A 22773-nucleotide genomic window follows, 5' to 3' on the forward strand; every position below is an offset into this window, starting at 1 on the left:
AAGCTCCCGGCGTCAGCGCCAGCGCGCCCGGTCGTACTGCGGGGGCCAGGCGACGTCAGCACCGAGTTCATGGGCCGCGCGGAGCCCGAAGTGCGGGTCGCGGAGCCATTCCCGTCCGGCGAAGATCGCGTCGGCCGCGCCGTCAGCCAGCACCTGCTCCGCCTGCGCCGCCGCGGTGATGAGACCGACGGCCGAGACGGGGATGCGTCCGCCCTGCCGGACCGTCTCGGCGAGGGGGACCTGGTAGCCGGGGAACACGTCGAGCTGCTGATGGGCGACGAGGCCGCCGCTGGACACGTCGATGAAGTCGGCGCCGTGCTCGGTGACCCAGTCGCCGACGATCGCCGCTTCCTCGGGGGTGAAGCCGCCCTCGGCATGGTCGGTGGCGGAGATGCGCACGAACAGCGGCACGTCGTCGCCGACCTCTGCGCGGACGGCATCCACGATCCGCACGAGAAGTCGTGCACGGTTCTCGAGCGATCCGCCGAACTCGTCGTCGCGCTGGTTGGACAGCGGCGAGAGGAACTGATGCAGCAGGTACCCGTGGGCGCCGTGCAGCTCGAGCACGTCGAAGCCGGCATCCACCGCTCGGCGGGCGGACGTGGCGAACGCCTGCACGACGGTGTCGATGCCGGCGGCATCCAGTGCGAGAGGTTCAGCGAAGCCGTCGTAGGCGACGGCGGAAGGTGCGGTCGTCGTCCATCCGCCGTCATCCGCCGGCACCGATCCGCGCGCAGGAGCCCAGGGCCACCACGTCGACGCCTTGCGGCCGGCGTGCGCGAGCTGGATGCCGGCCACCGCTCCGCGCTCGTGGATCGCGTGCACGATCGGTGCCAGCGCGTCGCGCTGCTCGTCGTTCCACAGACCGACGTCGCGCGGCGAGATGCGTCCCTCCGGGAGGACTGCCGTCGCCTCGGCGACGATGAGTCCCGCTCCGCCGGAGGCGAACTGAGCCAGATGCGTGTGGTGCCATTCCTGCACCACCCCGTCGACGGCGCTGTACATGCACATCGGCGACACCCAGAGGCGGTTGCGGAACGTGACGGAACGGATGCGGAGAGGGGAGAAGAGGAGGGTCACCGTTCGACGTTACCCCTGTGCGGGCGCACCGCGGGTCGTCCCGCTAACGTGGAGTCATGGTCGAGGTGCGCGCATGGTCACGCAGTGATTCGGCACGGTTCTTCCGTGCTCCCACGCCGGACGACGACAAGTACTCCCGAGGAGTCATCGCGCTCCGCACCGGATCGCCCGCCTACCCGGGCGCCGCAGTGCTCGGCGTGGAGGCGGCATGGCGCGCCGGGGCGGGCTTCGTGCGGTTCGTCGGCGCGGCTTCGGTGGCGGATGCCGTGCTCGCTCGTCGCCCGGAGACCGTCGCAGGGCCCGATACCGGTGGGACGCGCGCGGACGTCTGGGTGATCGGCTCCGGCACGGATCCGGGGGAGCGCACCGACGCGGAGACGCTGGCGCTCCGCGACATCCTCTCCGGATCGGCGACGGTCATCATCGATGCCGGCGCGCTGGATCTCGCGCCCGGGACACGCGCACCTTTTCTCGTGACGCCGCACGCCAGGGAGTTCGCGAAACTGCGGGAGCGTCTGCGCGTGCCGTCGTCCGACGATGACCGCGCCGAGTCCGCGGCGCAGATGGCGGTGAAGATCGGCGGGACGGTCCTGCTCAAGGGAGCCCGTACGCTGATCGCGGACCCGGCAGGCCAGGTCATCGCCGTGGAGGCGGGAACAAGCTGGCTGTCGACCGCGGGAACCGGCGATGTGCTCGCCGGCGTGCTCGGCGCGGTGGCCGCCGCGAATCCCGACGCCTCACTGGTGGAGGCCGCGGCCGCCGGCGCGTGGCTGCACGGCCATGCCGCTCGCATCGCCGCGGGCGTGCTCGACGGCTCGCCCGGGCATCCGATCGTCGCGATGGATGTCGCCGACGCCCTGCCACAGGCGATCGCGGACGTCCTGGCGTGAGGCGCACGCGGACGACCCCCGTGGTCGTGCTCTGGGGCGCCTTCCTTCTCGCGCACCTCATCACCGCCGTCGCCGGCTGGGTGTACCCGAGCCAGCCGATGGGCGACGTGGTGCTCGTCTATGAGCCGTGGGCGTCCGCGGCCCTCAGCGGCGGTCCGGTCGTCGGAGTCACAGAGACGTGGGTCTATCCGCAGCTCGCGCTCGTGCCGATGCTGCTCGCGAAGGGCCTGGCGGCATCGCTCGTGCCGCTGCTGGGGGTGTCCGGGGCGTATCTGGTCGGATGGGCACTCCTGGTCGCAGTACTGGATGCCGTCGCCTTCGGGGTTCTGCTCGGCCGCTCGCCGTCGAAGCCGCGTCGCCTCGCCGGCTGGTTCTGGTGCGCGGCGCTTCTGCTCCTCGGACCGATCGCGATGTACCGCATCGACGCGATCACCGTCCCTCTCGCGGTGATCGGCGGACTCTGGCTCGCCACCCGTCCGATCCTCGCGACCACGCTGTTGACCGTCGGGGCCTGGATCAAGATCTGGCCAGGGGCGCTGGTACTGGCCGCCGTCGTCGCGGGGAGAGCCCGGATGCGGATGCTGCTGGCCGCCGTCGCCGTCACCGCCGGGGTCGTCGTCGTGCTACTTCTGCTCGGCGCGGACACGGAGATCTTCGGCTTCCTCACCGAGCAGACCGGCCGGGGCCTGCAGATCGAGGCCGTCGCCGCCACGCCGTTCCTCTGGCTCGCTGTCGCCGGCGCCGCGCGGATCCAATACAGCTTCGAGATGCTGACCTTCCAGATCGCCGCCCCGGGCGCGGATGCCGTCACCGCGCTCCTCACTCCGCTCATGGTGCTCGCGGCAGCGGCCGTCACGGTGATCGGCGCCGTGAAAGCCTCGCGCGGAGCATCCTTCCCTCGCCTGTTCCCGCCGCTGGCACTGGCGCTCGTCGCCGTCCTGATCGTGACCAACAAGGTCGGCTCTCCGCAGTTCCAGACGTGGCTGATCGCTCCGGTGATCCTGTGGATCGTGTTCGACCGCCTCAGAGCACGTGGATCTGCCGCGCTCGTCCTGATCCTCTGTGCGCTCACGTGCCTTGTGTACCCGCTCAGCTACGACGCCCTGCTGCGCGCTGAGCTGCTGCCGGTGCTGGTGCTCACGCTGCGCAATCTGCTGCTCCTCGTTCTGCTCGCCGTCAGCATCCGTGCTCTCGTGCGCGTGCCCGCCCCCCGTCCTTCGAAAACCAGGGAGTGAACATGCTGATCGCCTTCTCCGTCGCCCCGAGCGGCACCCCCGCAGACGGGGCTGAGCGCTCCGATGACTCCGTGCATGACGCGGTGGCCGCTGCCGTGCGCGTCGTGCGGGAATCCGGACTGCCCCACCGCACCACGAGTATGTTCACCGAGATAGAGGGCCCCGACTGGGACTCCGTGATGGATGTGGTCAAGCGCGCGACGGAAGCAGTGATGCCGTTCGGATCGCGGGTCTCTCTCGTGCTCAAGGCCGACATCCGGCCGGGTTACTCGGGCGAGCTCGATGCGAAGATCGAGCGGCTCGAGGCGGCGATCGAGTCCGCCGAGGAGTAGGACTGTTTCCCCGCGCGCGGTTCAGTCGTGCAGGCGCGCTCCCTTCACGATGCGGTCGACGCCGGGCCCTGGTTGATGCTCGCTCGCACGGTGGCGCCCTGCGCATCGGACGGATCGCCAAAATTCCGGATGAACGAAGATGCGATGAACACTAAGCGGGTGCTGCGGGCAGCGATGCTAGGAGTGGGAGCCTATGTCTCTTCGCTTCTGCTTCTGCTCGTGCTCGGCGTCACGCTGGGATTGAACGAGTACCTCGTGGTTGCGGTCACGGTCATCGTATTCATGCCATTGGTGACGGGAGTGTTCCGCGCAGTGCGCAAGCGACGTTCCCCTGTGCTCGCCAATGGCGATCCAATCTCCGCCAACGAATGACCCTTTGAGGCTCGGGGCGCCGATCCACGGCCTCTTCGTACCTTGAGCGAGACGCTCGGCCAGGAATTCCTGGCCGAGCGTCTTGCTGTGTGGTCGTGTTCGGCGTTCGCCGCATCGCATCGCGCGTCGAAGCAGCCGCCGATCGACCGGTAGGCTGATCCGGTGAATCCCTCGACGCAATCGAGGGGTGCGGCGAAGAGGACGCTCCTCTCTCTCGCCATCGGCAGTTTCGGCATCGGCATGACCGAGTTCGTCGTCATGGGCCTGCTGCCCGACATCGCCGACGACCTGCTTCCCGCTCTGTCGGCGTCGAGTCCCGAGGATGCTCTGAGCCAGGCCGGCTGGCTGATCTCGCTGTATGCGCTAGGGGTCGTCATCGGCGCCCCGACGATCGCCGGCTTCGTCGCCCGGTACCCGCGGCACCGGGTGATGATCGTGCTGGCACTGGCGCTGACCGTCTTCAACGCCCTCACGGTCGTGCTGCCGACGTTCGAGCTCGTCGGCGTCTCCCGCTTCCTCGCGGGCCTCCCGCACGGCGCCTACTTCGGCATCGGCGCGCTCGTCGCCGCCGACGTCATGGGCCCGGGCAACCGTGCGAAGGGTGTCGCCTTCATCCTCACCGGACTCACGGTCGCCAACGTGGTCGGCGTTCCGCTGGGGACCTTCCTCGGCCAGCAGTGGGGGTGGCGCACGGCCTTCGCCGTCGTCGCGCTCGTCTTCGCGCTCGCGACGGTCTGCATCGCGCTTTTCGTGCCCGTCCATCCCGGGTCGCCCGGACGCACCATGCGTCAGGAGCTCGGAGTCTTCCGCATTCCGCAGGTATGGTTCACGCTGGGCGTCGGCGCGATCGGCTTCGGCGGGTTCTTCGCGGTGTACAGCTACATCGCCCCCGTCGTGACCGAGGTCGCCGGATCGCCCGAATGGGCGGTGCCGATCGTGCTGGTCCTGATGGGCGTCGGCATGACGGTGGGCAACCTCGTCGGCGGGCACCTGGCCGACATCGATCTGCGGCGCACCCTCCTGATCGGTCTCGCCGTGATGGCGGCCACGCTCGCACTCCTCGCGACGCTGTCGTTCTGGATCATCAGCCTCTGCGTGATGGTGCTCGTCGTGGGATTCGTGTCGTCGGTGCTCAGCCCCACCATCCAGACGCGCCTGATGGACGTCGCCGGCGACAACCAGTCGATCGCGGCCGCCATGAATCATTCGGCTCTGAACATCGGGAACAGCCTCGGGGCATTCCTCGGCGGCGTGGTCATCGCTCTCGGCTGGGGATTCACGGCGCCGGCGTGGGCGGGGGCTGCCCTCGCGGTCTCCGGACTGGTCCTCGCCCTGCTCTCGTACCGCCACGAGGCGCGTCGCGCCGCCGTGCCGGAGCTCGTCGCGCCGTAGAGTATCGGGGTGAGCGCCGCTGTCGATGACCTCCCCGTGGCCGGCACCGTGGTGCTGCTGCGCGACGCGGAGCCCGGCTTCGAGGTGCTGCTCATGCGGCGTCCCGGCCGCGGGTCCTTCGCCGGCGCCTGGGTGTTCCCCGGCGGGAAGGTCGAGCCTGCCGACCATCGCGATGGCGCGACGGAACAGGATGATGCGCGCCGAGCCGGCATCCGCGAGACGTTCGAAGAGGTCGGACTCGTCGTCGACGACGTACAGCCGCTGTCGGAGTGGCATCCGCCGCTCGAGGCGCCCACCCGGATCCGCACATGGTTCTTCGTCGGGAGGGCGCCGGAGCAGGAGCCCGTGCCATCGGCGGACGAGGTGGCGGAGATCGCCTGGGTGAGCCCGTCAGAGGCGCTCGCACGTCACGCGACCGGCGAGTGGGTACTGTTCCCGCCGACGTGGATCACCCTGCACCAGCTCTCCGCTCTTTCGGATGCCGAGACCGCATTGTCGTCTGACGCGGCCGCGCAACTGTTCCAGACGCGCGTGCACGATGAGGGTCGCACCTTCAGCTGGACCCAGGGTCGGCTCCAGGCGGCCGCCCTTCCCTGGACGTTCGAGCCCGCCTGACGGGCGAGGGGGGAGGCGCGGGTCAGCTGTCGAGTAGGAGCCGCAGGTGCCTGCCCACAGCCTCCGTCTCGATCAGGAAGCCGTCGTGTCCGAAGTCGCTGGAGAGCACGACCGCCTCGTCGCCGAGGACGTTCGGGATGTTCCGGGCGATGCGCTGCTGTCCGTCGACGGGGAAGAGCCGGTCGCTGTCGATGCCGATGACCACCGTCGTGGCCGTGACGGCGCGCAGCGCCTCTTCGACGCCGCCGCGGTCCCGCCCGACGTCGTGCGAGTTCATCGCCTCGACCAGGGTGATGTAGCTGTTCGCGTCGAACCGGCGCGTGAACTTGTTGCCGTGGAAGTCGAGGTACGACTCCACCGCGAAGCGACCGCCGTGGCCGAGCGGCGACACGCCGGACTGCCAGGAGCGCTGGAAGCGCTGATTGAGCTCGATCGGGCTGCGGTAGTTCAGCAGAGCCATCCTCCGGGCGAGGGCGAGTCCGCGGTGGGGGCCGTCTCCGTCGGCGAGGTCGTAGTACTCGCCGCCCTGGAAGCGCGGATCCATCCGGATGGCCTCCAGCTGCACCGTGTTCAGCGCGATCTGGTCGGCGGTCGTGACCGGGGGAGAGGAGAGCACGGCCAGACGCGCAACGCGCTCCGGGTGAGTGACGGCCCACTCCAGGGCGTGCATCCCGCCCATGGAGCCGCCGACGACCGCAGCCCACCGCTCGATGCCGAGCGCATCGGCCAGGCGCACTTGAGCGGCGACCTGATCGCGGATGGTGAGATACGGGAAGCGCGACGCCCACTCGTAGCCGGTCGGTGCGACGCTCGCGGGACCCGTGGACCCCTGGCATCCGCCCAGCATGTTGGGCGCGATGACGAACCAGCGGTCCGTGTCGAGCGGTGCACCCGGTCCGGTGACGTCCTCCCACCATCCGGCGGTCGCGTGTCCCGCGCCGGCCGCCCCGCGCACGTGGCTGTCACCGGTCAGGGCGTGGAGGATCAGAACGGCGTTGTCACGGGCCTCGTTCAGCTCGCCCCAGGTCTCGTAGGCGATGCGGATGCCGGGAAGCACGGCACCGCTCTCGGTCGTGAACGCGCCGAAAGACCCGAACCGTCGACCCCCGACGGGATCCCCGTCGCGCCAGGCACCCGTCGCCGGAGGCCGCGCTCGCAGCAGCCGGACGTCGGCCTCTGTCACGGGCGCTGAGGGCACCGTGTCCTCCGAGGTCGTCTGCCAGTCCATTCCTCCATTCTCGCCTGGCGGAGGACGAGCCCGGTGAACGTTACGGCTCGGGGTCCGTCACGGTGTCGCCGACGGGATGCTCACCGTGGTCACCGTCGCGAGGTGGTCGCTGCTGCCGGCACGCTGCGTGGTGGATCTCTCCACGTCGAGACCGCGCACGAACACGTGGTCGATGCGGACGAGAGGCACGGCGGCCGGCCAGCTCAGGCCGAGCGTGCCGTCGGTCGGCCGGACCCACGTGAGCTCGGATCGGATGGCGCCGAGAGCCGGGTCGGCGGAGGCGGCGTTGAAGTCGCCCACGACGATGATCGCCTCGGCCGGGTCGGATGCCGCCGCTTCCGCGATCCCGGCGAGCATCGCGTCGCGACCCTGCTGCTCGCCGGGGCGCACGGAAGCCGCGTGCATGACGTACACGGCGACCGTGCCGCTCGGCGTCTGCACCTGGGCGCGGAGGGCGCGCTTCCAGTCGAGGCCGAGGGCGAGCGGCTGGACGTCGTCGATCGGGAAGCGGCTCCAGATGCCCACCGTTCCGACCGCAGCCGCATGCGGATACTCCGAGGCCAGCGCCTCGCGCGCGACGGTCAGGCTGTCGGCATCCAGCTCTGCCATGGCGATGACGTCAGCGCCGAGAGCGGCCAATTCTCCGGCGGATGCGGCGGCACCGCCGGAGTGCGCGCGTACGTTCTGGCTGACGATCGTCAGCGCCGCGGCATCCGTCGGTGGGGACGCTCCCACTCCGGGAAGGGACGGGAACATCGCGAGCGCCCAGACCAGCGCGGGGACGAGAAGGAGCAGCAGCACGCGGCGGGCGAGGAACAGCGCGAGGACGGCGACGAGCGCGAGCGCGGCCCCGCTCCACGGCAGGAGGGCGGCTGCCGCCGTGCCGACCAGCCCGGGCACCCAGGTGCCGACCATCACCGCCAGCAGAACGAGCCCGGCCAGGGCGATTCCCCGTCCGGCACGCGCGCGGGAGCGTCGTGACAGCGGTCGCGGTGCTGTGGCAGGGCGGGGGGACGTGACGTCGATCGGAGGCTCCTCTGGCGGACTTCTCATTCTGGAGCCTGCGGCTGTGCGCCGACCGTACACGGGTCCGTCACGCAGAGGTGCCCCGAGCATGAGCTCGGGGCACCTCTGCGAACGCGAGCGTCGATCAGGCGCGCGCAGCCTCCGATACGCGGCGCGCCGCGGCGAGGGCCTCGTCGAGGTCGGCCTTCAAGTCCTCGACGTTCTCGATGCCCACGGAGAGGCGCACCAGGCCCGGCGTGACGCCGGCCGTGAGCTGCTGCTCCGGCGTGAGCTGGGCGTGCGTGGTGGACGCCGGGTGGATGACGAGCGAGCGCACATCGCCGATGTTGGCGAGGTGGCTGAACAGCGACAGGCTGTTGACGAACTCGCGTCCGGCCTCGACCCCGCCCTTCAGCTCGAACGACAGCACCGCGCCGACGCCCTTGGGGGCGTACTCGTTCGCCTTCGCGTACCAGGGAGAGGAGGGCAGACCCGAGTAGTTCACCGTCGCGACGTCGTCACGGCTGTCGAGCCACTCCGCGATCTCCTGTGCGTTCTGCACGTGGCGTTCGATGCGCAGCGACAGGGTCTCGATGCCCTGGATGAGGTTCCAGGCGCTCTGCGGTGCGATGGCCGAGCCGAGGTCGCGCAGCAGCTGCACGCGCGCCTTGATGATGTAGGCGAGCGGGTCGCCGACCGCGGCCGTGTAGCTGGCGCCGTGGTACGAGGGGTCCGGGACCGTGAGGCCGGGGAACTTGTCGACGTTCTTCGACCACTCGAACGTGCCGCCGTCGATGATGGCGCCGCCGATGGTCGTGCCGTGTCCGCCGAGGAACTTCGTGACCGAGTGGACGACGATGTCGGCGCCGAACTCGAACGGGCGGATCAGGTACGGGGTCGCGATCGTGTTGTCGACGATCAGCGGCACGCCGTTCTCGTGCGCGACGTCGGCGACGGTGCGGATGTCGAGGATGTTGATCTGCGGGTTGCCGATGGTCTCCGCGAAGAAGAGCTTCGTGTTCGGGCGGACCGCGCGACGCCATTCCTCGGGGTCGTCCTGGTTCTCGACGAAGGTGACCTCGATGCCGAGCTTCGCGAGCGTGTACTTGAAGAGGTTGTACGTGCCGCCGTAGATCGAGCTCGAGGCGACGAAGTGGTCGCCCGCCTCGGCGATGTTCAAGACGGCGAAGGTCGAGGCGGCCTGGCCGCTGGCGAGGACCAGGGCGCCGGTGCCGCCCTCGAGCGCGGCGAGACGCTGCTCGAGCACGTCCTGCGTGGGGTTCTGGATGCGCGTGTAGATGTTGCCGAACTCCGCCAGGGCGAAGAGGTTCGCGGCATGGTCCGCGCTGTCGAACACGTATGAGGTGGTCTGGTAGATCGGCGTGGCGCGGGCCTTCGTGACCGGATCGGGTGCGGCACCCGAGTGGATCTGCTTGGTCTCGAAACGCCAGGACTCGGGTGCGGACATGTGTTCCCCCTGGAACGATTGGAAGGACGGATGGCGGATGCCGTTGCAGCGAGAGTACGGAACATCGCCTCGTGTCAACAAGGAATGGGAAATGTGACGTAACACCGTGCCCTCATCCGCAACGGGTGAGAGCAGGGGAGAAGGGGTGAGTGAGAACCGTACCGTGGAGATGAGGGCCGTCCGGCGCGCCCGGCGATGAGGAGGACATCCGATGGCATCGACGCAGCATGACGATCCTGCCCACGAGCAGCGAGATGCCGGCGTCCGGCGCCGCACGGTGCTGGCGGGCGCGGTCTGGGCGGTGCCGGTGGTCGCCGCCTCCGTCGGCACGCCACTCGCCGCCGCGTCGACGGGAGCGCTCGGCGCATTCGTGATCGAGTCGATGGAAGGCGGCACCTGGGTGAACCCGCAGTACTACGGCGCCACGATCCAGCTCCGGAACGACGACACCGCTGCCACCACCCTCCCCGTCGAGGACATCACGACCGGCACGGTCACGGTGACGTTCGACGCCGCCGACGTGGGGGCCGTGCAGCCCGCGGTCATCGCGAACGCCGGGGGAGGGAGCCCGACCGTCGGAGCACTGCCCGCCACGGACCCGACGTGGACGGCGGGCGGTGCCACCGACAACGGCGACGGCACCGTCACGTACGTCCTCGTGTACAGCGGAAGCCTCGCCGGCCAGGGTGTGACAGACGTGAGCTTCGGGATCCTCGGGTCCACGCCCTTGCACTCCGGCATCCCGGTCACCGTCACCTCCACCGGCAGTCCCTCCGACGGAACCGTCAGCTCGCGCACCGTCACTCTGTTCTGACGCTCTCGACCAGGAGCACCGCGCGGGTTGCGGACAACCGGCGAGGACCGTCGTACGGTGGAGGCATGGTGATCAGACGTGCAGTGGTGACAGGTGCGAGCTCAGGGATCGGCGCGGCGACGGTGCGCGCGCTCCGCGGTCGCGGGTGGGACGTCGTCGGGGTCGCCCGACGAGAGGACCGGCTGACCGCGCTCGCCGAGGAGACCGGTGCCTCTGCGATCGCCTGCGACCTCACCGACGGCGAGGCGGTCGACGCGCTCGTGGCCGAGCTCGAGAAGTCCGGACCCGTGCACGCGCTCGTGCAGGTCGCTGGCGGGGCGCGCGGGACCGACCGCGTGGAGGATGCGTCCGTCGACGACTGGCAGTGGATGTTCGACGCCAACGTGCTCGCGACGCAACGCCTCGTGGCCGGGCTCCTCCCGTTGCTTCGCCGCGCCGCGGCATCCGACGGACACGCCGACGCCGTCTTCATCACCTCTACCGCCGCGCAGACGGCCTATGCAGGCGGCGCCGGCTACAACGCTGCCAAGGCGGCGGAGAGCATGCTCGTGAAGGTGCTCCGTCAGGAGCTGAACGGCGAACCGATCCGCGTCGTCGAGATCGCGCCGGGCATGGTGCACACCGAGGAGTTCACGCTGAACCGTCTCGGCGGGGACACGGTCGCTGCCGAGGCCGTGTACTCGGGCGTCGAAGCTCCGCTCCTGGCGGAAGACGTCGCCGATGTCATCGCCTACGCGCTGGAGTCTCCTCGACACGTCAACCTCGACCAGATCACCATGCGCCCGGTCGCGCAGTCGGCGCAGCACCTCCTCGCCCGTGGACCGCTGCGCGTGCGGTCCATCGACTGACGATGGCGCATACCCTCGCCGAGCTCGCAGCGAGCGGGCAGATCGACGCCGGCTGGGCCGAGGCGCTGGCGCCCGCGCAGGAGCAGATCAGCGCGCTGGGCGAGCGCCTCCGCGCGGAGCAGGGAGCAGGCCGGGGCTACCTCCCGGCGGGGAACAACGTCCTCAGGGCGTTTCAGCGGCCGTTATCCGAGGTGCGGGTGCTCATCACCGGCCAGGATCCCTACCCGACGCCGGGGCATCCGATCGGTTTATCGTTCGCCGTCGAGCGCGATGTGCGCCCTCTGCCGCGCAGCCTCGCCAACATCTACAAGGAGCGCGAGAGCGATCTCGGCATCCCACCCGCGCCGCACGGCGACCTGACCGCGTGGAGCGATCAGGGCGTCCTGCTCCTCAACCGCGTGCTGACCGTGCAGCCGGGCATCGCGGCATCGCACCGTGGGTGGGGCTGGGAAGCCGTCACCGAACTCGCGATCCGCACACTCGTCGCCCGCGATCAGCCGCTCGTGGCGATCCTGTGGGGGAAGGATGCCGCGAACCTGCAGCCGCTGCTGGGGGATACGCCGGTGATCACCTCGGCGCATCCGTCGCCGCTCTCGGCCAGTCGCGGATTCTTCGGCTCACGGCCGTTCTCGCGCGCGAACACTCTTCTCGAGGAGCTCGGCGCGAATCCGGTCGACTGGAGGGTGGAGGGCGAACCGCCTTCCTCCCTAAGCTGAACGCATGCAGTTCGAGCCGGGGGACCGTCGCCGCGTTCTGCCGCGTCATCTGCGTCCGGCACCTGAGCCCGAGGTGTTCTCGTACACGATCCGTCCGGCCCGCGCCAACGATCTCGCGGACGTGCGGGAGATCTACAACCACTTCGTGAGCAACTCCGCCGTCACGCTCGACGAGCGCCACAGCAGCATCCCGTACTGGCGGGACAAGTTCGCGCTGCTCGAGAAGCTGAAGCTGCCGTTCCTCGTCGCGGTGTCGTCGGGCGGTGAGGTGATCGGCTATGCGCTCGCGCAACCGTGGGCGGGCAAGAACGCCTACCGCTACACGGTCGAGGACTCGATCTACCTCGGGCCGGGCGCCGGCGGCAAGGGTTTGGGCGCGGCGCTCCTGCAGGCGCTCATCGACGCGTGTGAGCAGATCGGCCTGCGGGAGATGGTCGCGGTCATCAGCGACAGCGGCGCGGAGGCGTCGGTCCGGCTGCACGCCAAGCTGGGCTTCGTCGAGGCGGGCCGGATGGGACGCGTCGGCTACAAGTTCGGGCGCGACCTCGGCACCGTCTACATGCGCCGGGTGCTCAAGCCGGTCGGCCGACGGCGGGGAAGTCTGTTCGGGTCGAGGCGCTGAGGGCGGCGCGGCGCATTTCGTCTCGCTGGCGCTCGCTCAACGACCAGGAATGGCGCTCGCTCAACGACCAGGAATGGCGCTCGCTCAACGACCAGGAATGGCGCTCGCTCAACGACCAGGAATGGCGCTCTCGCTCAACGACCGGGAGCGGTGGGGGAGTCAGGGATCACCGGGATCGCCGACAGGAGCGCTTTCGTGTACTCGTCCTGCGGGTGCAGGAGCACATCCGTGGTCGACCCGCGCTCGACGATGTGGCCGTCCTTCATGACGACGACCGTGTCGCAGAGGTTCTGCACCACGCCGATGTCGTGCGACACGAGCAGCAGAGTGAGGTCGGTCGTGCGCCGCAGCTCGATCAGCAGTTCGAGGATCTGCGCCCGCACCGTCACGTCGAGCGCGGAGAGGGGCTCATCTCCCACCAGTATGCGCGGCCGATGCACGATCGCCCGGGCGATCGCGATGCGCTGACGCTGTCCGCCGGAGAACTCGTGCGGGTATCGATCGGCCAGGTCGGGCTCCAGCCCGACCTGCGCCAGCACCTCTCGGACCCTCGCGCGATGATCGCCGTCGATGCCGAGCGCCCACAGCGGCTCCCGCACGATCTGTCCGGCCGTCATCCGCGGGTCGAGAGAGGCGTACGGGTCCTGGAACACCAGCCCGGTCTCTCGTCGCAGCCAGTGCAGCGAGGCGGCGGATGCTGCGGCATCCACCGCCCGCCCGTCCACTCGGACCGTTCCGGTCGTCGGACGATCGAGTCCGAGGAGCAGCCGGACGAGGGTCGACTTGCCGGAACCGGATTCGCCGATGATCCCCAGCGATGAGCCTTCGACGACGTCGAGATCCGTCGGGGCGAGGGCGGTCTGCCGGCGGGTGCGTTCGAACGCCGAGCGCTTCGGGACGACGAACTCGCGGCTGAGACCCCGCGCTTCGATGAGGCTCACGCCGCGCCGCCTTCCGGCCGCCAAAGGGTGGCCGTCGCGTCGCGCAGCAGTCCCTGAGTGATGGGGGAGGAGGGCGACGTCAGGAGCGTCGACACGGGTGCTGCCTCGACGACCTTCCCGTGCTCCAGCACGACGCCGTCACTCGCGACCTGTGCGAGCACGGCGAGGTCGTGTGTGATGAAGACCAGCGACATCCCCTCTTCTGCGACGAGCGAGAGCAGCAGCGACAGGATCTCGGCCTGGATCGTGACGTCGAGCGCGGTCGTCGGCTCGTCGGCGATGAGCAGCCGCGGACGGCACGCGAGCGCCATCGCGATGGCCACGCGCTGGCGCTGACCGCCGGAAAGCTGATGCGGGTAGCGGTCCACGATCGATGCGGGGTCCGGCAGACGCACCCGGGCGGCCTCGGCGATCGCCCGTTCGCGGGCCTCGCGGCGGCTGACGCCCTCGTGGATGCGGATGGACTCCGTGATCTGCCGTCCGACGGTGCGGATCGGGTTCAGGGCGGTGCGTGGCTCCTGAAAGACGATGCCGATGTCGTCGCCGCGAAGCTTCGCGAGCTCGCGATCCGGCATCCCGATCAGCTCGGTGCCGTTCCAGCGGATGCTGCCGCTCGCGGTCGCGCCGTCGGGGAGGAGTCCGAGCACGGCGAGAGCGGTGAGCGACTTGCCCGAACCGGACTCGCCGATCAGTCCGAGGCGGGAGCCGTCGGGCACGTCGAAGGAGATCCCGTCGACGACGCGACGGCCGTCGATGTCGATGACCAGGTTCTCGACCGCCAATGTCATGCGACCACCGCCGGGGTGTGCGCCACTGCTGATCGACCAGGGGTTGCGCGGTGGCGCAGCGTCGGGTCCGTCGCCTCGCGGATTCCGTCGCCGAGGAGGTTGAGAGCGAGGACGGTGATCGTGATGGCGAGTCCCGGCCAGATCACCGAGAGCGGATGTATGCCGATGTAGCGCTGCAGATCCGCGAGCAGGACGCCCCAGCTCGGCTCGACCACCGAGGCGCCGAAGCCGAGGTACGACAGACCCGCCTCGGCGAGGACCGCCACGGCCATCGACCAGGAGAGCTGGACGATGAAGACCGGAGCGACGTTCGGGAGAAGGTGACGGGTGAGGCTCTGGGCGGGAGTGAGGCCCGATGCCTTGGCGGCGAGCACGAAGTCGCTCTGCTGCACCCTCCTCAGCTCTGGGCGGGTGACGCGGGCGATGTTGACGCCGAAGCCGATGCCGACGGACCAGATGACCACCCAGAGCGATCCTCCCCACACCGAGGAGACCATCATGGCGATCAGCAGCACCGGGAACGCGATGAGGATGTCGACGAACACCGCGACGGTCTCGCGCACCCAGCGAGTCGTGAGGGCGCCGAGCGCCGCGAGAGCGATGCCGACGACGGTGGCGACGAGCCCGGCGCCGACGCTGACGAAGACTGTCGTCCTGGCCCCCGCCATGATCAGGCTGAGGATGTCGCGACCGGTGTCGTCGGTGCCGAGCAGATGCGGCCAGCTCGGCGGCAGCCAGCGATCGCCGATGTTCGACGACTGCGGGTCGAACGGGGTCCAGAAGGAAGACACGAGCGCCGTGACGGCGATCACGCCGACGACGATCAGTCCGAAACGCCCTGTGGCCGTGGCCCAGAGCTGGGAGAGCCAGCGCGGCGTCATGCGGACTCCCGCTGTCGGGGGTCGATCGCCCGGTGCAGCAGATCGACGAGGAATCCCACCACCAGGACGAAGCCGGTGAGCACGAGCAGTTCGCTCTGCACCTTGATCAGGTCGCGGGTGCCGACGTCGGCGACCAGCATCCGTCCGACGCCCGGCAGTGTGAACAGTTGCTCGATGACGACCGAGCCGACGATGATGCCCGCCACCTGCAGCCCCAGGACGGTGACGATCGACAGGCCGACGGCAGGGATGCCGTGCTGGATCAGGGCCCGCGTGCGGGTGAGGCCCTTGGCGGCCGCGGTGCGCACGAAGTCCTGCCCCGCGGCCTGCAGGGTCGCGCTACGAACGAAGCGCATGAGCATCGCGCCCTCGACGATGCCGATCGTCAGCGCCGGCAGCAGCAGCGCCTCCATGGCACGCCAGGGCGTCGACCAGCCGGTGCGCGGGAATCCCTGCGGGGGCAGCCATCCGAGCCAGACCGAGAAAACCACGATCAGCATCATGCCCGCCCATACGACCGGGACGGCAGCGAGGGTCTGCGCACCGACGCTGAGTGCGGTGCCGCCGCGGCGTCCGCGCAGGAGCGCCGCGAGGATCCCGAACGGGATGGCGATCAGGATCGCGATGAGCAACGACATGATCCCGAGCGGCACGGTCACCTGTGCTTTGAGGAAGAGCTCTTCGCCAACGGAAGCGCCGGAGAGCAGGGAGGTTCCGAGGTCGCCCCGGAAGATGCCGCCGACCCACTCGGTGTACTGGGCGATGAGAGGACGGTTCAACCCGAGCGATTCGCGGAGCGCCTCCACCTCGGCGGGCGAGGCCTGGGTGCCGGCGATCAGCTGCGCGACGTCGCCGGGGAAGACACGGAGGGTCAGGAAGATGAGCACGCTCGACACGAGGAGCCCTGCGATGAGCAGGGCTCCTCGGACGAGCGCGTAGCGGAGCACGAAGACTCGACCGCCGCCTACTTCTCCGCGGAGACGGTCACGCCCGCGAGATTGATGCGCGAGTTGATCGAGTCCTCGGGGAATCCGGCGACGATGGGGCTGACGGCGGTCAGTGTCTCGCCGTTGTACAGCCAATCGGCGGCGTGATCCTCGGACACGATGCGGGCGGCCTCGGCGAGGAGCTCGGCGGACTTGTCGGGGTCCACCTCGGCCTGGGCCTGCGCGTAGAGATCCTGCACCTCGGCGTTGTCGTAACCGAAGTAGTACTCCGGGTCGGCGAAGTTGCCGAAGTCGCGCGGCTCCACGTGCAGCACGAAGCTGAGGTCGTAGTCCTTGTTCGTGTAGACGTCTTCCAGCCAGGTCGGGAACTCGACGGAGTTGACCTCGAGCGTCACGCCGACCTCGTTGAAGTCCGAGATCAGCACCTTCGGCACGGTCGTCCCGTAGAAGCTCGGAATGGTGAGAGTGAGGTCGAGGTCTTCCTGGCCGGCCTCGGCGAGCAGCTCCTTCGCCTTCTCCGGGTCGTACGAGACCACGTCGGAGAGGTCTTCGTAACCCGGGTCGAGCTCGGGGATCGGGCCGTAGAGCGGGGTGCCGGCGCCGACTGCCTCGATCAGGGACTCATGGTCGATCGCGAGGCGCAGGGCCTCGCGCACGCGGACGTCGTCGAGCGGAGCCTTCTTGTTGTTGAACGCGAGCGTCGCCTTGTCGGTGGTGCGGCCCTTCGTGAGGGTGAAGTCGCCGGATTCCTCGAGCTGAGGGGCGAGGTTCGGGTCGACCGCCGTGAGCACGTCGACGTCGCCGGCGAGCGCGGCGTTCACCCCGGCCGTGAAGTCGGGGATGTACTGGAACTCGACCTCGGCGACGCCTGCCTTCTCGCCCCAGTACTCGTCGCTACGGGCGAACGTGATGCTGCTGCCCTTGTTCCAGCGCGTGAGGGTGAACGGGCCTGTGCCGTTCTCCGCCGTCTTGAGGTCGGTGGTGTCGCCCGTCTTGAAGACGAGGCCCGCGGGGCCGGTGAGCGAGAAGAGGAAGTTCTGGTCCGGGGCCGTCAGCACGATCTGGACCGTCGCGGGGTCCGGAGCGGTGATCGAGGCCACCGAGGCGAATTCGGCGTTCCCCTGCACGGTCGTGTCGGTGCGCACTGACTCGTAGGAGGCGACGACGTCGGCCGAGGTCAGAGGCGTGCCGTCGTGGAACAGCACGCCGTCGTTGAGGGTGAAGGTGTAGGTGAGCCCGTCTTCGGAGACCTCGTAGTCGGAGGCGATCCGCCCCTCGATCTCGTTGTCCTGTGAGCGTGTGACCAGGCCCTCGTAGATGTTGTCGATGAGCACCTGCTCGATGGCGGCGCCGCTCGTGTGCCGGATGTCGAGGTTCGTCGGTTCGAGGACGAGTCCCACTTGCAGGGTGGCGTCGGGATCGGGCTTCCCGGGAGCCGTCGACGGCGTCTGCTCGGGGGTGCCGGAGCAGGCGCTGAGGACCACGGCGGTGGCCGCGAGGGCGGAGATCAGCGCGAGACGTCGGGTGCGTCGGAACATGGGTCGTTTCCTCTCGTGCGGCACGTGCTGAGTGCCGTTGATTCGAGCCTAGAGATGGGGGGCGGCATCCGGGGCGGGTGCGGAACGAATCGTCACAATCCGGAGCCGGTGGAAGGGTCCGCTGCCGCGGATGCGATCAGGTCGGCGAGGGCGGCCGGCGCCGTCTCCTGCACGTTGTGCGTCGCGTCGAGCGTGACGAGGCGTGCCGTGGGTGCGCGACGCTGCAGTTCGGCGGCATCCGACTCGCTGACGAAGCCGCGCGCCGCGCGCACCAGCGTCAGCGGCGCGCGCACCGCGGCCAGATCGTCCCAGCCGGTCTCATGCAGCACGGAGGGCGCGGACGACGAGCCGGGGTCGTGCGCCGCGAGGGCCTGCGCGGCGAGGTGAGCGAAGTGGTGCTTCCATTCGACTCGTCCGTCGTCACGCACACGCGTGTTCAGGAAGACGCCGCGTTCCGTATCGGGTCGCGTGCCGCCGAACCCGAGCGACATAGCCTTGTCGACGAGTTCGTCGCGTGTCGCGAAATCGGTCGGCCCCTCGTAGAAGGCGCGGAGCGCCGCCGGTCCCGCGCTGACGTCGATGCCGGGGGTGATGTCGACGATCACGAGCTCTGCGACGAGGTCGGGGCGGGCCGCGGCGAGGGCTGCTCCGGTGAGCCCGCCGAGAGACTGGCCGACGATGATCTGCGGCTGGGTGGTCCACGCGTCAAGGGCGGCGGCGACGTCAGCGGCGAGCGTGCGCGGGGTGTAGTCCGCGTCGGGGCGCCAGGACGAGTCGCCGTGGCCGGCGAGGTCGATCGCGAGCAGAGGCTGCTGGAGGGCGAGGGACGTGGTGTCCCAGGTGTGCGCATTGAGTCCGGCGCCGTGGAGCAGGGTGACCCGCGGTTCGTCGGAGCCGAAGCGCAGTGCGCTGACCGTGCGGCCGTCCGCGAGGGTCAGCGCGACCCGCTCCACGGGAGGGAGGGGCACGCCCAGAGCGTCGGCCTGCGCGGGAAGATAGCTGAACTCGGTGATGTCGATCGCCACCTCCACATTCTGCTCCTCGGATTCATCGCGACGAAATCTCGGCGGAATATCATGGAGGGATGAGTGAGACGCGCGTGCACCTTTCCAAGACCGAGCCGGCGGCGTATCAGGCGCTGGATGCCTTCGCGCGGACGGTCGGGGATATCTGCGCCGCGAACGGCATCGACGATCGCCTCAAGGAGATCGTGATGATCCGCTGCTCTCAGCTCAACGGATGCAGCTACTGCGCTCGCCTCCACGTGGACCGTGCTCTCAAGGCGGGCCTCGACACCGACACGATCACGCAGATCCCCACCTGGCGGGAGAGCGGCGTGTTCAGCGATCGGGAGCGCGCAGCGCTCGAACTCGCCGAGGCCTTCACCTTCATCGCAGAGGACGGCGTCTCCGATGAGGTGTACGACCTGGTCGGCAGTGTCTTCACCGAGAAGGAGTACGCGGCCCTGAGCTGGGCCTGCATCTCGATCAACGCGTTCAACCGCGTGGTGATCGCCGGACGCTATCCGGTGCCGCCGCGCACCCCGCAGGCGCAGGCATGACGATCCTCGACGTCGACGGCGTCAACAACGTTCGCGACGTCGGCGGCATCCCCACGGCCCGTGGCCGGATCCGCTCCGGTGTGCTCCTGAGGTCGGGACAGCTGTCGAACGCGACGACCGCCGGCGTCAGCGCGATCCGAAGCACGGTGCGGCACATCGTCGACCTGCGCGACGGCGAGGAGGTCGCCGCGGAGCCGACGGAGATCGAGGGGCCGGACACGACGCATCTGCCCCTCTTCCTCGGCTCGGTGCGTTCGTTCTTCGAGAACGACACGAGTCTGGACGACCTGTATCTGCACCTCCTCGAGGAGAGCGGCGAGCGGCTCGTCGACGCGATCCGGATCATCGCCGCGGGCCAGCCGACTCTGGTGCACTGCACCGTCGGCAAGGACCGGACAGGCGTGACCGTCGCCCTCGCCCTGTCCGCCGTCGGTGCGGATCGAGAAGCCGTGATCGCCGACTACGCGCTCACGGAGTCTCAGCTGCCCGCGCAGCGCTCGCAGCGCATCGCGGAGTACCTTCGCGCGCAGCATCCGGAAGCCCTCCATGCTGTCGCCCTCGCCACGCAGTCACCGGCACCTGTGATGCGGCGATTGCTGGAGCAGGTCGACGAGCGCTGGGGCTCGGCGGCCGGGTATCTTCGGGCGAACGGGATGACGGACGACGAGCTCGCCGCTCTGCAGAGGGCACTGGTCGAGGAAGGTTAGGCAAGCCTTCACTTGGTGTAGCATGGGATCACCATGAACACCTCCCTCGAGCTCCGCAGCACGCGCGCCGCACGCCGCGCCGCGCGTCGCCGTGCGCACCACCTGGTGACGGCTGACGAGCACTCGCTCGCCGACCTCGAGATGTTCCTGGCCACGCTTCCGCTCTGCGCTTCCGGGCGTATCTTCATCGAGGTGCCCGAGGTCTCCGATATCGGCGTGATCGACGCTCCCGGTCGCATGACGGTCACCTGGCTGGCACGCGGACAGCGGTCGGGCACCCCGGGCTCCGGTCGTTCGTGCGCGCCTGGTCAGGCGCTGGCACGCGCCACGTGCGCGTGGGCCGACGAGATGATGTGCGATGACGAGATCGAGACGCACGTCACGTTGCTCGGCGGCTACCTCGGCACGGCGGACATCGTGGATCACCTGACGACGGCGCTCGACGTCGAGCCTTCGCGGATCCAGGCGCCTGAGCGCTTCGGCCTGTTGCCGACCGACCGCTGACCACGCGCCGCTGCCCACGGGCCGGCTGACCTTCAGCGCGGGCGGCGCACGTAGTTGCCGTCTTCCAGACCCGCCTCGATCTCGAAGCGATTGCGCAGCGGATCGCGCCCGGCGAAGAGGTACAGCACCGGCATCAGGAATCCGTAGCGCAGCCACTGCTCCTTATGGATCGCCTCGTGACGCAGCACCGCATCGGTCGGTCGAGAGTCCCCGGTCAGGAAGCAGCCGCCGACGCAGACGCCACCGCGGTTGAAGGTCCAGTTCGGCATGCCCTGGAAGATCCAGAGACCCGCTCGTCGCTCGACCGGACCCGTGCTCCACAGTGATCCCCAGAGCCAGCCCACGGCGGTTCCCCACCAGTATCCGACCCGGCTGATCGGAGAACGCAGCAGGAACGCGGGGATGCGCCGGTCGAAGCGGCGTCCCCGGGCGAGTACGGCATCCGCGGCCGATCGCCAGTCCGCGCTCATGCGACGGCTCCGACGAGGCGCAGAAGGGCGCCGAGGTCGTCGACGGCGTCGGCAGGAGAGCGCGGTGCGAATCCGGAGATCGTGGCCCCGGCGAGCGGGAACTGTTCGCGGAGCCGGCGAATCGCCGCACTCAGAACCGCGGGCGAGACTCCGAACGGGGCAGCGGATGACACCCCGGCGAGGTCCGACGGGTCGAGCACGTCGACGTCGATGTGCACCCACACGCGCGAGGCGCCGGTGGCACGCACAGCCTCTGCCAGCGCATCGGGCTGCGCCAGGTCGTTCACGGAGAGCTGCGTCACGGATGCGAGCGGCTCGACCTCGGCGTCTTCCAGATCGCGCATGCCGACGGCCACGACGCGGTCAGGCCGGATGCCGGGGGAGAGCGTGAGCTGCGGTTCGCCCTCGCCGAGCACCGCTCGCAGCGCCATCCCGGAGAACGCGCCGGAGGGCGAGGTCTCCGGCGTATGCATGTCGCCGTGCGCGTCGCACCACACGACGGCGAGGTCGTCCGTCCCCCCGGGCAGGGCAGCGAGCGCCGCGACGGTGACGCTGCAGTCGCCGCCGATCACGACCGTGTCGGGGACGAGGTGCTCCCGCAGGAGCTCGCGGGTGCGCAGCAGCGCGCTCAGGCGACGGACGCCCGTGCCGAGCGATTCACCGGCCTCGACGGGAACATCGAGCACGGTCGTGGCTGCGCGCGGGAGGTCACCGGCGATGGCCGAGGCGCCGTCGATGAGGAGCATCGCACGCGGTGCGGGCGAGCCCTGCCACTGCGGAACGACGAGGAATCGCACCATGGGTTGCCTCCGAGGAGAAAGCGCTGATGCCCCGGACTCGCAGTGTCCGGGGCATCAGCGGGGTGAGTCAGGAGCCTTCGATGGCCTGGCGCGGTGCCGATCCGCCGGCCTTGAGCTCCGCAAGGCGAGCCTCGACCTCGGTCAGCTCACCGAGGTCTTCCAGGCTCTCGAACTGTGAGTCGAGGCTGGATGCCGCGAGCTCGATCTTGCCCTGGGCGAGCGCCTCCTGGCGGCGGACCTTGTCTTCGAAGCGTCCGAGTTCGCTGGTGGGGTCGAGGACGTTGATCGAGCCGACCGCGTCCTGCACCTTGGTCTGCGCTTCGGCGACCTTGGCGCGGGCGAGGAGTTCGCTGCGCTTGTTCTTCAGCTCGCCGAGCTTCTCCTTCATGCCGTTGAGGCCGCTCTTCAGCTTGTCGACGATCTCGGTCTGAGAAGCGATCGTCGGCTCAGCACCGCGAGCTTCGCGCTCGGCGCTGATCTGGCGCTGCAGAGCGATCTTGGCGAGGTTGTCGAACTTGTCGGCATCCGCCGGGTTGGTCGCACGCACATCGTCGGCCTTGCGGCTGGCGGCGAGGGCCTTGTTGCCCCATTCCGTCGCCGCCTGGACGTCTTCTTCGTGATCGCGCTCGAGCAGGCGCAGGTTGCCGATGGTCTCGGCGATCGCGGACTCGGCGTCGGCGATGCTGTTCGTGTAGTCGCGGACGAGCTGGTCGATCATCTTCTGCGGGTCTTCCGCGGAATCGAGCAGCGAGTTGATGTTCGCGCGGACGAGGGTCGAGATACGTCCGAAGATGGACTGCTTGGTCATGCGTGGTTCCTTTCAGAGGGACGGAGTCGTGGGCCTGGAATGGTTGTCGTCGTCTGGATCAGAAGCGCCTGCCTCCGGATCGTCCGCTGCGGCCGCTGCTGCCGCGAGAGCTGCTCCGCGAACTGCTGCGGGAGCCGCCGCCGAAGCCGGAACTGCGGTAACCGCCACCCCCTCCGGAGCGCCAGCCGCTGCTGCGCGACGAGCCGCCGCC

The 22773-nt window shown here is 69.5% G+C and carries 26 protein-coding genes; 13 read left to right on the top strand and 13 right to left on the bottom strand.

The features are described from left to right. Positions 1-12: 12 nt before the first annotated feature. Complete coding sequence (locus RS85_RS01290) at positions 13-1080, bottom strand: NADH:flavin oxidoreductase/NADH oxidase (protein WP_046011613.1); 1068 nt, start codon at positions 1078-1080, stop codon at positions 13-15. Between the two features lie 56 nt (positions 1081-1136). On the opposite strand from RS85_RS01290, the gene RS85_RS01295 reads away from it, so the two are divergent. The 6 genes from RS85_RS01295 to RS85_RS01320 all read left to right on the top strand — a co-directional run bounded on the left by RS85_RS01295 (position 1137) and on the right by RS85_RS01320 (position 5916). Beyond that, positions 1137-1970, top strand: a complete 834-nt coding sequence (locus tag RS85_RS01295) for an ADP-dependent NAD(P)H-hydrate dehydratase (RefSeq protein WP_046011614.1) — start codon at positions 1137-1139, stop codon at positions 1968-1970. Further along, positions 1967-3205, top strand: coding sequence for a hypothetical protein (locus RS85_RS01300; protein ID WP_046011615.1), 1239 nt, complete (start codon positions 1967-1969; stop codon positions 3203-3205). The genes RS85_RS01295 and RS85_RS01300 overlap by 4 nt, the downstream gene beginning before the upstream one ends. A gap of 2 nt (positions 3206-3207) precedes the next feature. Further along, positions 3208-3537 carry a thiamine-binding protein gene (locus tag RS85_RS01305; protein ID WP_046011638.1) on the top strand — a complete coding sequence of 110 codons (330 nt, stop codon included), beginning with the start codon at positions 3208-3210 and terminating at the stop codon, positions 3535-3537. 27 nt (positions 3538-3564) lie between these two features. After that, positions 3565-3909, top strand: a complete 345-nt coding sequence (locus RS85_RS01310) for a hypothetical protein (RefSeq protein ID WP_046011616.1) — start codon at positions 3565-3567, stop codon at positions 3907-3909. 162 nt (positions 3910-4071) lie between these two features. Continuing rightward, the gene (locus tag RS85_RS01315; RefSeq protein WP_046011617.1) at positions 4072-5301 is read left to right on the top strand and encodes an MFS transporter; all 1230 of its coding nucleotides are present in this window, start codon (positions 4072-4074) and stop codon (positions 5299-5301) included. Between the two features lie 9 nt (positions 5302-5310). Continuing rightward, entirely contained in the window at positions 5311-5916 is a 606-nt protein-coding gene (locus RS85_RS01320) for an NUDIX hydrolase (protein ID WP_046011618.1), read from the top strand. Between the two features lie 22 nt (positions 5917-5938). On the opposite strand, the gene metX is transcribed toward RS85_RS01320, so the two are convergent. From metX to RS85_RS01335, 3 genes are all read right to left on the bottom strand, one after another. Then, positions 5939-7144, bottom strand: coding sequence for a homoserine O-acetyltransferase MetX (gene metX / locus RS85_RS01325; protein ID WP_046011619.1), 1206 nt, complete (start codon positions 7142-7144; stop codon positions 5939-5941). 57 nt (positions 7145-7201) lie between these two features. After that, the gene (locus RS85_RS01330; protein WP_052703270.1) at positions 7202-8059 is read right to left on the bottom strand and encodes an endonuclease/exonuclease/phosphatase family protein; all 858 of its coding nucleotides are present in this window, start codon (positions 8057-8059) and stop codon (positions 7202-7204) included. Between the two features lie 235 nt (positions 8060-8294). Further along, positions 8295-9617: a bifunctional o-acetylhomoserine/o-acetylserine sulfhydrylase gene (locus RS85_RS01335; RefSeq protein ID WP_046011620.1), complete on the bottom strand. Its 1323-nt coding sequence runs from the start codon at positions 9615-9617 to the stop codon at positions 8295-8297. 211 nt (positions 9618-9828) lie between these two features. Between RS85_RS01335 and RS85_RS01340 the strand changes: the two genes are divergently transcribed. From RS85_RS01340 to RS85_RS01355, 4 genes are all read left to right on the top strand, one after another. After that, positions 9829-10431: a hypothetical protein gene (locus tag RS85_RS01340; RefSeq protein WP_046011621.1), complete on the top strand. Its 603-nt coding sequence runs from the start codon at positions 9829-9831 to the stop codon at positions 10429-10431. Between the two features lie 65 nt (positions 10432-10496). Then, the gene (locus RS85_RS01345) at positions 10497-11279 is read left to right on the top strand and encodes an SDR family oxidoreductase (protein WP_046011622.1); all 783 of its coding nucleotides are present in this window, start codon (positions 10497-10499) and stop codon (positions 11277-11279) included. A gap of 2 nt (positions 11280-11281) precedes the next feature. Further along, complete coding sequence (locus tag RS85_RS01350; protein WP_046011623.1) at positions 11282-11995, top strand: uracil-DNA glycosylase; 714 nt, start codon at positions 11282-11284, stop codon at positions 11993-11995. Positions 11996-11999: 4 nt separating this feature from the next. Further along, on the top strand, positions 12000-12617 hold the full coding sequence (locus RS85_RS01355) for a GNAT family N-acetyltransferase (RefSeq protein ID WP_046011624.1): 618 nt from the start codon (positions 12000-12002) through the stop codon (positions 12615-12617). A gap of 134 nt (positions 12618-12751) precedes the next feature. On the opposite strand, the gene RS85_RS01360 is transcribed toward RS85_RS01355, so the two are convergent. The 6 genes from RS85_RS01360 to RS85_RS01385 form a co-directional block, all read right to left on the bottom strand. Then, on the bottom strand, positions 12752-13558 hold the full coding sequence (locus tag RS85_RS01360; protein WP_046011625.1) for an ABC transporter ATP-binding protein: 807 nt from the start codon (positions 13556-13558) through the stop codon (positions 12752-12754). Next, complete coding sequence (locus tag RS85_RS01365) at positions 13555-14346, bottom strand: ATP-binding cassette domain-containing protein (protein WP_046011626.1); 792 nt, start codon at positions 14344-14346, stop codon at positions 13555-13557. Before RS85_RS01365 ends, RS85_RS01360 begins: the two co-directional genes overlap by 4 nt. Next, positions 14343-15227 carry an ABC transporter permease gene (locus tag RS85_RS01370; protein ID WP_046011627.1) on the bottom strand — a complete coding sequence of 295 codons (885 nt, stop codon included), beginning with the start codon at positions 15225-15227 and terminating at the stop codon, positions 14343-14345. The genes RS85_RS01365 and RS85_RS01370 overlap by 4 nt, the downstream gene beginning before the upstream one ends. Continuing rightward, positions 15224-16174 (bottom strand): ABC transporter permease, encoded by a 951-nt coding sequence (locus RS85_RS01375; RefSeq protein ID WP_046011628.1) that lies wholly within the window; start codon positions 16172-16174, stop codon positions 15224-15226. The genes RS85_RS01370 and RS85_RS01375 overlap by 4 nt, the downstream gene beginning before the upstream one ends. Positions 16175-16191: 17 nt before the next feature. Further along, positions 16192-17712: an ABC transporter substrate-binding protein gene (locus RS85_RS01380; protein WP_046011629.1), complete on the bottom strand. Its 1521-nt coding sequence runs from the start codon at positions 17710-17712 to the stop codon at positions 16192-16194. Between the two features lie 92 nt (positions 17713-17804). After that, the gene (locus RS85_RS01385; protein WP_200894765.1) at positions 17805-18743 is read right to left on the bottom strand and encodes an alpha/beta fold hydrolase; all 939 of its coding nucleotides are present in this window, start codon (positions 18741-18743) and stop codon (positions 17805-17807) included. 53 nt (positions 18744-18796) lie between these two features. On the opposite strand from RS85_RS01385, the gene RS85_RS01390 reads away from it, so the two are divergent. The 3 genes from RS85_RS01390 to RS85_RS01400 are packed head-to-tail and all read left to right on the top strand — an operon-like array spanning position 18797 to position 20484. After that, complete coding sequence (locus tag RS85_RS01390) at positions 18797-19273, top strand: carboxymuconolactone decarboxylase family protein (RefSeq protein WP_046011630.1); 477 nt, start codon at positions 18797-18799, stop codon at positions 19271-19273. Then, positions 19270-19980 carry a tyrosine-protein phosphatase gene (locus RS85_RS01395; protein ID WP_046011631.1) on the top strand — a complete coding sequence of 237 codons (711 nt, stop codon included), beginning with the start codon at positions 19270-19272 and terminating at the stop codon, positions 19978-19980. The genes RS85_RS01390 and RS85_RS01395 overlap by 4 nt, the downstream gene beginning before the upstream one ends. A 33-nt stretch (positions 19981-20013) precedes the next feature. Continuing rightward, positions 20014-20484: an SIP domain-containing protein gene (locus tag RS85_RS01400; RefSeq protein ID WP_046011632.1), complete on the top strand. Its 471-nt coding sequence runs from the start codon at positions 20014-20016 to the stop codon at positions 20482-20484. 32 nt (positions 20485-20516) lie between these two features. Here the strand turns inward: RS85_RS01400 and RS85_RS01405 are convergent, their stop codons facing one another. From RS85_RS01405 to RS85_RS01415, 3 genes are all read right to left on the bottom strand, one after another. Beyond that, on the bottom strand, positions 20517-20954 hold the full coding sequence (locus RS85_RS01405; protein WP_046011633.1) for a hypothetical protein: 438 nt from the start codon (positions 20952-20954) through the stop codon (positions 20517-20519). After that, positions 20951-21754, bottom strand: coding sequence for an arginase family protein (locus RS85_RS01410; protein WP_046011634.1), 804 nt, complete (start codon positions 21752-21754; stop codon positions 20951-20953). The genes RS85_RS01405 and RS85_RS01410 overlap by 4 nt, the downstream gene beginning before the upstream one ends. 67 nt (positions 21755-21821) lie before the next feature. Then, positions 21822-22562, bottom strand: a complete 741-nt coding sequence (locus tag RS85_RS01415; RefSeq protein ID WP_046011635.1) for a PspA/IM30 family protein — start codon at positions 22560-22562, stop codon at positions 21822-21824. Positions 22563-22773 lie beyond the last annotated feature (211 nt).

It is taken from the genome of Microbacterium sp. SA39 (genome assembly GCF_000967865.1).
In the GTDB taxonomy this organism is placed as follows: domain Bacteria; phylum Actinomycetota; class Actinomycetes; order Actinomycetales; family Microbacteriaceae; genus Microbacterium.

What these genes read in the sequence shown, in the direction of transcription:
- RS85_RS01295 (WP_046011614.1), top strand. Translation starts at nt 1,137, where the DNA reads ATGGTCGAGGTGCGCGCATGGTCACGCAGTGATTCGGCACGGTTCTTC.
- RS85_RS01305 (WP_046011638.1), top strand. Translation starts at nt 3,208, where the DNA reads ATGCTGATCGCCTTCTCCGTCGCCCCGAGCGGCACCCCCGCAGACGGG.
- metX (WP_046011619.1), bottom strand. Translation starts at nt 7,144, where the DNA reads ATGGACTGGCAGACGACCTCGGAGGACACGGTGCCCTCAGCGCCCGTG.
- RS85_RS01330 (WP_052703270.1), bottom strand. Translation starts at nt 8,059, where the DNA reads ATGGTCGGCACCTGGGTGCCCGGGCTGGTCGGCACGGCGGCAGCCGCC.
- RS85_RS01335 (WP_046011620.1), bottom strand. Translation starts at nt 9,617, where the DNA reads ATGTCCGCACCCGAGTCCTGGCGTTTCGAGACCAAGCAGATCCACTCG.
- RS85_RS01340 (WP_046011621.1), top strand. Translation starts at nt 9,829, where the DNA reads ATGGCATCGACGCAGCATGACGATCCTGCCCACGAGCAGCGAGATGCC.
- RS85_RS01345 (WP_046011622.1), top strand. Translation starts at nt 10,497, where the DNA reads ATGGTGATCAGACGTGCAGTGGTGACAGGTGCGAGCTCAGGGATCGGC.
- RS85_RS01350 (WP_046011623.1), top strand. Translation starts at nt 11,282, where the DNA reads ATGGCGCATACCCTCGCCGAGCTCGCAGCGAGCGGGCAGATCGACGCC.
- RS85_RS01355 (WP_046011624.1), top strand. Translation starts at nt 12,000, where the DNA reads ATGCAGTTCGAGCCGGGGGACCGTCGCCGCGTTCTGCCGCGTCATCTG.
- RS85_RS01365 (WP_046011626.1), bottom strand. Translation starts at nt 14,346, where the DNA reads ATGACATTGGCGGTCGAGAACCTGGTCATCGACATCGACGGCCGTCGC.
- RS85_RS01370 (WP_046011627.1), bottom strand. Translation starts at nt 15,227, where the DNA reads ATGACGCCGCGCTGGCTCTCCCAGCTCTGGGCCACGGCCACAGGGCGT.
- RS85_RS01380 (WP_046011629.1), bottom strand. Translation starts at nt 17,712, where the DNA reads ATGTTCCGACGCACCCGACGTCTCGCGCTGATCTCCGCCCTCGCGGCC.
- RS85_RS01390 (WP_046011630.1), top strand. Translation starts at nt 18,797, where the DNA reads ATGAGTGAGACGCGCGTGCACCTTTCCAAGACCGAGCCGGCGGCGTAT.
- RS85_RS01395 (WP_046011631.1), top strand. Translation starts at nt 19,270, where the DNA reads ATGACGATCCTCGACGTCGACGGCGTCAACAACGTTCGCGACGTCGGC.
- RS85_RS01400 (WP_046011632.1), top strand. Translation starts at nt 20,014, where the DNA reads ATGAACACCTCCCTCGAGCTCCGCAGCACGCGCGCCGCACGCCGCGCC.
- RS85_RS01405 (WP_046011633.1), bottom strand. Translation starts at nt 20,954, where the DNA reads ATGAGCGCGGACTGGCGATCGGCCGCGGATGCCGTACTCGCCCGGGGA.
- RS85_RS01410 (WP_046011634.1), bottom strand. Translation starts at nt 21,754, where the DNA reads ATGGTGCGATTCCTCGTCGTTCCGCAGTGGCAGGGCTCGCCCGCACCG.
- RS85_RS01415 (WP_046011635.1), bottom strand. Translation starts at nt 22,562, where the DNA reads ATGACCAAGCAGTCCATCTTCGGACGTATCTCGACCCTCGTCCGCGCG.